The sequence below is a fragment of the Methanohalobium sp. genome (assembly GCF_046546175.1).
In the GTDB taxonomy this organism is placed as follows: domain Archaea; phylum Halobacteriota; class Methanosarcinia; order Methanosarcinales; family Methanosarcinaceae; genus Methanohalobium.
On the sequence record NZ_JBKGYF010000082.1, the window covers coordinates 1 to 7,487 of the forward strand.

Here is a 7,487-nt window from a genome sequence, read left to right on the forward strand (position 1 = left end):
CAGAAAATAATGATGTATCATAATTTAACAAACAAATAATCTGTGCTTAACTATATAAGGAAAAACAGTTCTTTACATATGATATATAAATTGTTTACCTTTTTGTAAAAATAACAATATTTTTATACCATACACATCAAACTTTGCGATGTTGTTGTGTGGAGTGTGTTTGCAATTATACAGCAAGAAGAGTGGATACTGTATTTTATTGCAAATATAACATCAGTAAAAAACATCGTAGGGGGATAATAATGAAAACGGTATACCTTAAAAAAGGTTTATATTGTTACCACAAATATAAGGAAATTGAACCTGAAAACATAGTATATGAAAAAGCATTGGATGATGTTTTTGAAATTCAAAATGTACTGGAAAATTTAGATAAAGATGACAACAATATTATTTTTTTGTGGAAATCTGAAACCGGGTGGCCTATTGAATACGTCACAAATAATATCGAGAATTTTGGATATACTGCGGACGAATTCATTTCAGGAAAACTCAGATACGCCGATATTATACATCCTGATGATATTAAAAAAGTTGAAGACGAGCTTAACAAAGTTTATAAAAAAAACGAACCAATGTATTCCAACGAATACAGGGTTATGACCAAATCTGGAGAAGTGAGGTGGGTAGATGGGACAAGTTTTATACACCGTGATGAAAACGGTAATGTTACATTTTTTAAAGGAATAATTACAGATATCACCAGACAGAAAAACAAAGATATAGAACTCAATAGCTCCATAGAATTGCGGGACATCCTGAAAACAGTAATTGATAATAGTCCAGTGGTCGTTTTCTTATGGAAAATTGATAGAAACTGGCCTGCCGATTACGTATCAAATAATATATCACAATTTGAATACTTACCTGAAGATTTTACATCAGGAAATGTAAAACATGATGATATAATACATTCAAATGATTTGAAACGTGTACGCCTTGAGTTTTCAAGATTGTGTCATTTGGGTTATTCTGAGTTTACCCAGGAATATAGAATCATAACAAAATCAGGGAAAACACGGTGGATAAATGAGGATGTCATTGTTCAGTATAACAGTAAAGGCTCACCTGTATCCTATCAAAGTATAATGTTTGATATCACTGATAGAAAAAATAAAGAAGTTGCAATCCAGCAATCTTTAAAGGAAAAAAAGAAATTTGAAGATATCATCAACAAAAGTCCAGTAATTGTATTTCAATGGAAAGCAAGCGATAACCCAAATGAAATGTGGCCTGTTGAATACGTATCAGATAATATATCACAATTTGGTTATTCACCTGATGAATTCCTAAAGGGTAAAATCCAATACGGGGAAATTATTCACCCAGATGATCTGAAAAGAGTACAATCAGAACTCCACGAACAGCACAAAAAAGGATGTTCAGAGTTTTCACAGGAATACAGAATCATAACCAAATCAGGCGATGTGAAATGGTTAGATGAAAGGACTTTTATTCAGCGGGATGAAAATGGAGAACCTGTTTATTACCAGGGAATTCTTGTTGATAATACCAAACACAAGTTTGCTGAAAACATCATATACATCCAGCACAAAATAGGCTCATTATTAAACTCTAATAATGATGTGGATGAGACAATTGAACAGGTTCTTGAACAGGTTCTGGAAATTAACGCCATCGATTGCGGATGCATACATTTTGTTGCTGAATCAGGTGGTTTAGACCTTGTAACTCATAAAGGATTGTCAGCGTCTCTTGTGTATGATATATCACATATAAATTCCAATTCGTTAATCACAAAACTTTTGATGGGTGGTAATCCAGTATATAAAGATTATTCAGAAATATTCCACAGCTCAATATATAACATTGAACATAAAAAAAGAGCATTAGCACTCATCCCTATAAAATATAAAGGAGGAATTATCGCAACGTTAAGTCTATCATCTCATACCTATGATGAAATCCCTCAAGAAGTTAAAATTGCTGTCGAAAATATTGCAGATTTGCTAGGTGGATATATAGGTCGTATAACTGCAGAGATAGAACTAGATGAATATAAAAAATCTTGTATGCTACATTACTCAATCATTTAAAAAAAGAAAGTTGATGCCCGGAGCGTGACTCGAACACGCGGTCTCCAGATTTCTCAGGAGATTTAAGACGCCTGTTATAAACATCCCTATGAGTCTGGCGCCTTAACCTGCTAGGCCATCCGGGCATTCGGATTTTAGGACACAAATGCCTAATGAGCGTAACGATTGAAAGAACTGAAATTATATTAATGTTTGGGTAGCAAATATGAAAATAAGAATACACACAAACTTGAAATAGAAACACAATTTTTAAAACCAATAGTTATTAAACATAAAAGTGCATCCAATATAGGAATAACAGGTTAATTTAATCAAATATACTGATTTAAAATTGAAGAGGTTAAAAAATGGTACTGGAAGTAAACCTTATATCTGCAAGAACTGCCTGGCAGGGGTCATACCTTGAACACAAGATGGCTGATGCATATTTTAATGAATGTGCCTATTGTGAGCTCAATACAAATGATTTCAATAAACTGGGCATTAACGAAGGAGATAGTTTAAAAGTTACCACCGATTATGGTGAAGTTGTGGTATACGCAAAGATAAACGATGATAACCCTGATAAACTCGGACATATACCTATGGGACCGTGGTCCAACGCTGTTCTGAATCCTGAAACCCATGGATGCGGTATGCCGGGATTTAAAGGTGTACCTGCAATTATAGAGCCTACTGATGATAAACCGCTTGATTTAAAGTCACTTATCAGAAGTTATTGTGAATAAACAATAAGGAGAGAATAATACAATGGCAGATGTAATAAAAGACGCAATTTGTTCTTTCTGCGGAACACTATGTGATGATATCACAGTCACAGTTGAAGATAATAAAATCACAAATGCAGAACGTGCCTGTATACTTGGTCAGAGCAAGATGGTGGGGATGTTTGAGCACGGGCGGATAGAATCCCCTATGATAAGGAAGAATGGTGAACTTGTTGAAGTGTCCTATGAAGATGCCATCGACAAAGCTGCCAATATACTGGTGAATTCGAACCGTACCCTTTCCTACGGCTGGGCATCAACATCATGTGAAGCTATTAAAAAGGGTATTGAACTGGCTGAAGAAACAAGGTCTGTAATTGATTCTACAGCAAATGTATGTCACGGTCCTTCTGCACTAGCAATCCAGGAAAAAGGGTTACCTACAGCAAGTGTTGGGCAAATGAAAAACCGTGCCGATGTGATAGTTTTCTGGGGATGCAACCCTGTTCATGCACATCCAAGACACATGGGCAGATACTCATCCTATGCAAAAGGATTCTTTACCAAAAAAGGGCGCAAAGACAGGAAAATAGTTACTGTTGATGTCAGGAATACCGATACTGCAAAACTTTCTGATAAACTGATTCAGGTTGAGCAGGGTAAAGACCTCCTGTTATTGACCGCTCTCAGGTCAGCTATCAATGAAAACGATGATGTAATCCCAGATAATGTTGCAGGTGTACCAAAAGAGGATATTCTTGAAGTCGCAGACACACTGAAAAACGCCAATTTCAGCTGTATATTCTTCGGTATGGGTACTACACAGTCACGTTCCAAATACAAGAACGGTGATGCGGTATCCTCACTTGTTGCGGACCTTAACCAGCATTCAAAATGTGTAATGCTGAGTATGAGGGGGCATTATAATGTTGCAGGATTCGGACAGACTGCATTGTGGGAAGTTGGGTTCCCGATGGCTATAGATTTCTCACATGGTTACGCCTATTACAATCCTGGAGAAACAGGTGCCAATGATTTACTCTACAGAGGAGAACCTGACGCCGCTTTGATTGCTGCAGGTGACCCGGGGTCACATTTCCCCCAGAAAGCTGTCAGGCATCTGGCAAAAATTCCGCTTATCCAGATCGACCCGTTTGAAAACCCGACCACTCATATTGCAGATGTTGTTATACCCGCAGCAGTTGTCGGGGTTGAAGCTGAAGGTACAGCATACCGGATGGATAACATACCCCTTAGAATGAAAAAACTGGTTGATACCGAGTTCAACAGTGATGAACAGATTGTGACTGACCTCATACAAAAAGTAAGGGAACTCAAACAGAGGTGAATTAAATGTCTGAATTATTGATTAAAAATGCAGCCGTCTGTGATCCTGTTAACGGGATTGACTGCGATAAAATGGACCTGGCTGTAAAGGACGGAAAAATTGTAGATACTACTAGCCTGTCATCAAATGTCAAAGAAATCGATGCTGACGGCAGACTTACCATGGCTGGAGCATTCGACGGACATACCCACTGGGCCGGAAAAATCAATGTCGGAAGGATGATGAGCCCTCATGACATGCGCAGGAAACCTATCCCTGGGCTGTCTGGAAAGGAAGCTCCAACTACCACAACTAGAGCACAGGCAGGATATGCAACACCCAACACCTATGCCATAGGGTATCGTTACGCTAAACTGGGGTATACCACTGCCACAGAAGCCGCAATACCCCTGCTAAATGCACGCCATGTACATGAAGAATTTGAATCCATACCTATTCTGGATAGATTCGGATTGTCCCTTTTTGGTGACAACTGGATGGTAATGGAATATATAAGGGATAATGAACCGGAAAAACTTGCAGCCTATGTGGCATGGGCTCTTAAATCATCCCGTGGGTATGGTATTAAAATTGTAAATCCAGGTGGTGGAGAATCATGGAGCTGGGGTAAAAATGTTACCGGACTACATGATAATGTACCCAATTTTGATATAACACCTGCAGATATACTTCTTGGTCTTGGTAAAACCAATGAACGATTGAATCTACCGCACTCGGTACATATCCACTGCAACAATCTGGGTAAACCTGGAAATTATGAAACCACTCTTGAGACCATGAAACTCATGGAAGACAATATCAAACCCAAGAGGGACAGGCAGGCAGCTCATTTCACCCATGTACAGTTCCATTCATACGCAGGTGATGGATGGAGAGATTTCAAATCGGGTGCACCGATGGTTGCAGATTACCTGAATTCGTCAGAAAACCTGACCTTTGACCTCGGACAGGTAATATTTGGACCTGCCATGACAATGACTGCTGATGGTCCTCTAGAATACGCCAATTCACGTATGCTTCATGAGAAATGGAGCAACAAGGATGTAGAACTTGAAGGAACATCCGGTGTTGTACCCATCAATTACAAACAGAAGGTCTTTGTCAATGCTGTGCAGTGGTCTATCGGACTGGAACTGGCGCTTCTTGTGGATGACCCCTGGAAAGCCATGTTTACAACGGACAATCCAAATGGCGGAGCATTTGTGAACTATCCTGAAGCCTATACCTACCTGATGAGTTCCAAGAAACGGGATGAAATTATGTCCCATTTCACAGATACAACCTTTGACAGGATCACACTGCCAGATATCGATAGAGAACTCAGTCTGTACGAGCTTGCAATCATGACCCGTGGTGTGCCTTCAAAGATATACAGTATGCCAGAAAAGGGTAATCTTGGTGTAGGTGCTGACGCAGACATTGCTATCTATGACCTGAAACCTGATGAGGTCGATACAACTGTTGAAAATGAAAAGGTGATCAAAGCATTCAGGGGTACCAGTTACACCATTAAAGACGGTGAAGTCGTAGTCAAAGATGGAGATATTGTATCCTCTCCAATGGGCAGAACCTACTGGGTCAATGCCACCAATATACCAAACGGCGATACTGATGCCATGCTTGCAGAACTTGCCCAGAAATTCAAGAGATATTATACAGTACAGCAATCCAATTACATGGTACAGGATGAATACATACCAAGACCTGTAGAACTGGAAATGGAGGATGCCTGAATGCAGAACGTTACTCTGAAACATAAAGATAAAAACAGTATACCAGTGGAAGCTGAAAACATCAAACCCGATGTTTTTGCATCAAAGTCAAAGGAAGAAATCGAAGATATAGAATTGTGGTATGGCAAAGCACCTGTCAAAATCGGTGAGCTTTTCGATGTTGAGGTAGAGGGTTCAGACAGCACAGAAAACGTCAAGATCATAATGAATGGTGATTTTTCCAGAATGAAACGTATCGGTCAGGGCATGAGTGCAGGAGAGATGGAAATCAACGGCAATGTTGATATGCACTGCGGATGCCACATGGCTGGTGGAAAAATAACCATCAATGGTGATGCAGATAACTGGCTCGGTCGTGAAATGACAGGTGGAGAAATTGTTGTCAATGGTAATGCCGGTTATTATGTAGGCAGCGGTTACCGTGGTGAAGGTTGCGGTATGGGTGGCGGAAAAATCACTGTCAATGGAGATGTCCGCGACTATCTTGGTGAACATATGTGCGGCGGAGAAATTCTGGTAAAAGGAAACGCAGGACTTTTGCCCGCGATTTCAAACAATGGTGGAACGATAACCATTGAAGGTGATACCACAATGGCTGCCGTTGAGATGAAGAAGGGGACTGTTGTTATCAAAGGTCAGCTCGACGAACTGATGCCTTCTTATCGAGAGGAAGGTACTGAAGAATATGAAGGCGAAACCTACCGCAAATTCACCGGTGATGTAAACGTCAGCGGCAAAGGTGTGCTTTTGGTAAAATGAATCAAACCAGGGCTTTCTAAGCCCCTTGCTTTTTTGATAACTTTTTTATTAGAGTAAATCCTATTTTCTCTAAATGGAACCAGTGGATAAGAAAATAGAGAAAGCACAGGAAACCATTCGTTCTCTGGATGATTTTAACAAGGTGGAATTCATCCTGCTTTATGGCTCCTCTACCAGATAGGCTAACTATTCAGACATCGACCTTTCCGTCTACTACAGATGAATCCTAGGACGAGATGTAAAGTTTTTGTCCTGTCTATTTGATGATATTTTTGATGTACACACCATCCAGCAGCTTCCACTGTATATCAGAGTGGATGAGTTAAAGGGTAATATAATCTATTGCAGGGGCTATACATTCCTGCATGATATTGCATGGAAACCATCAGGGAGTTTGATGATTTCAAGCACATATACTACGATTATATTGGGGATAGCAGTATAGTATGAGGTCAGCGCTTATCAGAACAAAAGTGAACTACCATTTGGTAAAGACCAGGTGGCTCCTTAAATTACAAAATTAAGGATAACTTTAAATATTTGATTTAAAGTGCTTCCTGTTTCATAATTTGTTCTAACAAACACAACTCCACAGGCACTACCCCTTATCCCGGAGGTGAGATTAGGTTTTATCTATCTGAACTAAACTTTTTAATATTAACTGATGATTTGATGTCTCTATTATGTCCAGTTTTGCAGTCAGGACACTCCCATTCTCTATCTTTAAGTTCCAAATCCTGATTATAATATACGCATACATGACAGATTTTGCTTGACGGGTCGAATTGTCCTATCTTGCTAATGGTTTTACCATTCCACTCTGCTTTATACTCTAATTTTTGAACAAAACAACTCCATGAAGCATCAGTTATAT

7 protein-coding genes and 1 tRNA gene are annotated in these 7,487 nt (G+C 39.3%); 6 read left to right on the forward strand and 2 right to left on the reverse strand.

Going from position 1 to position 7,487, the window contains the following annotated elements; translation table 11 throughout:
- Window positions 1–251: 251 nt before the first annotated feature.
- The gene (locus tag ACLFMM_RS08195; protein WP_410808250.1) at window positions 252–2,066 is read left to right on the forward strand and encodes a PAS domain-containing protein; all 1,815 of its coding nucleotides are present in this window, start codon (window positions 252–254) and stop codon (window positions 2,064–2,066) included.
- 14 nt (window positions 2,067–2,080) lie between these two features.
- On the opposite strand, the gene ACLFMM_RS08200 is transcribed toward ACLFMM_RS08195, so the two are convergent.
- Window positions 2,081–2,191 (reverse strand) — tRNA-Met (locus ACLFMM_RS08200).
- A 222-nt stretch (window positions 2,192–2,413) separates the two neighbouring features.
- Between ACLFMM_RS08200 and ACLFMM_RS08205 the strand changes: the two genes are divergently transcribed.
- From ACLFMM_RS08205 to ACLFMM_RS08225, 5 genes are all read left to right on the forward strand, one after another.
- The gene (locus tag ACLFMM_RS08205) at window positions 2,414–2,794 is read left to right on the forward strand and encodes a molybdopterin dinucleotide binding domain-containing protein (RefSeq protein ID WP_410808251.1); all 381 of its coding nucleotides are present in this window, start codon (window positions 2,414–2,416) and stop codon (window positions 2,792–2,794) included.
- A gap of 22 nt (window positions 2,795–2,816) precedes the next feature.
- Window positions 2,817–4,121, forward strand: coding sequence for a formylmethanofuran dehydrogenase subunit B (locus tag ACLFMM_RS08210; RefSeq protein ID WP_410808252.1), 1,305 nt, complete (start codon window positions 2,817–2,819; stop codon window positions 4,119–4,121).
- A 5-nt stretch (window positions 4,122–4,126) separates the two neighbouring features.
- The gene (locus tag ACLFMM_RS08215) at window positions 4,127–5,854 is read left to right on the forward strand and encodes a formylmethanofuran dehydrogenase subunit A (protein WP_410808253.1); all 1,728 of its coding nucleotides are present in this window, start codon (window positions 4,127–4,129) and stop codon (window positions 5,852–5,854) included.
- A complete protein-coding gene (locus tag ACLFMM_RS08220; RefSeq protein WP_410808254.1) occupies window positions 5,855–6,613 on the forward strand; it encodes a formylmethanofuran dehydrogenase subunit C in 759 nt (252 codons plus the stop codon).
- A gap of 247 nt (window positions 6,614–6,860) precedes the next feature.
- On the forward strand, window positions 6,861–7,058 hold the full coding sequence (locus tag ACLFMM_RS08225; RefSeq protein WP_410808255.1) for a hypothetical protein: 198 nt from the start codon (window positions 6,861–6,863) through the stop codon (window positions 7,056–7,058).
- Window positions 7,059–7,242: 184 nt separating this feature from the next.
- On the opposite strand, the gene ACLFMM_RS08230 is transcribed toward ACLFMM_RS08225, so the two are convergent.
- On the reverse strand, window positions 7,243–7,487 hold a 245-nt coding region (locus ACLFMM_RS08230), incomplete at its 5' end, for a zinc ribbon domain-containing protein (protein ID WP_410808256.1).

Bases quoted from the DNA above. Each gene is read 5' to 3' on its own strand.
- ACLFMM_RS08195 (WP_410808250.1), top strand. From the start codon at position 252: ATGAAAACGGTATACCTTAAAAAAGGTTTATATTGTTACCACAAATAT.
- ACLFMM_RS08205 (WP_410808251.1), top strand. From the start codon at position 2,414: ATGGTACTGGAAGTAAACCTTATATCTGCAAGAACTGCCTGGCAGGGG.
- ACLFMM_RS08210 (WP_410808252.1), top strand. From the start codon at position 2,817: ATGGCAGATGTAATAAAAGACGCAATTTGTTCTTTCTGCGGAACACTA.
- ACLFMM_RS08215 (WP_410808253.1), top strand. From the start codon at position 4,127: ATGTCTGAATTATTGATTAAAAATGCAGCCGTCTGTGATCCTGTTAAC.
- ACLFMM_RS08220 (WP_410808254.1), top strand. From the start codon at position 5,855: ATGCAGAACGTTACTCTGAAACATAAAGATAAAAACAGTATACCAGTG.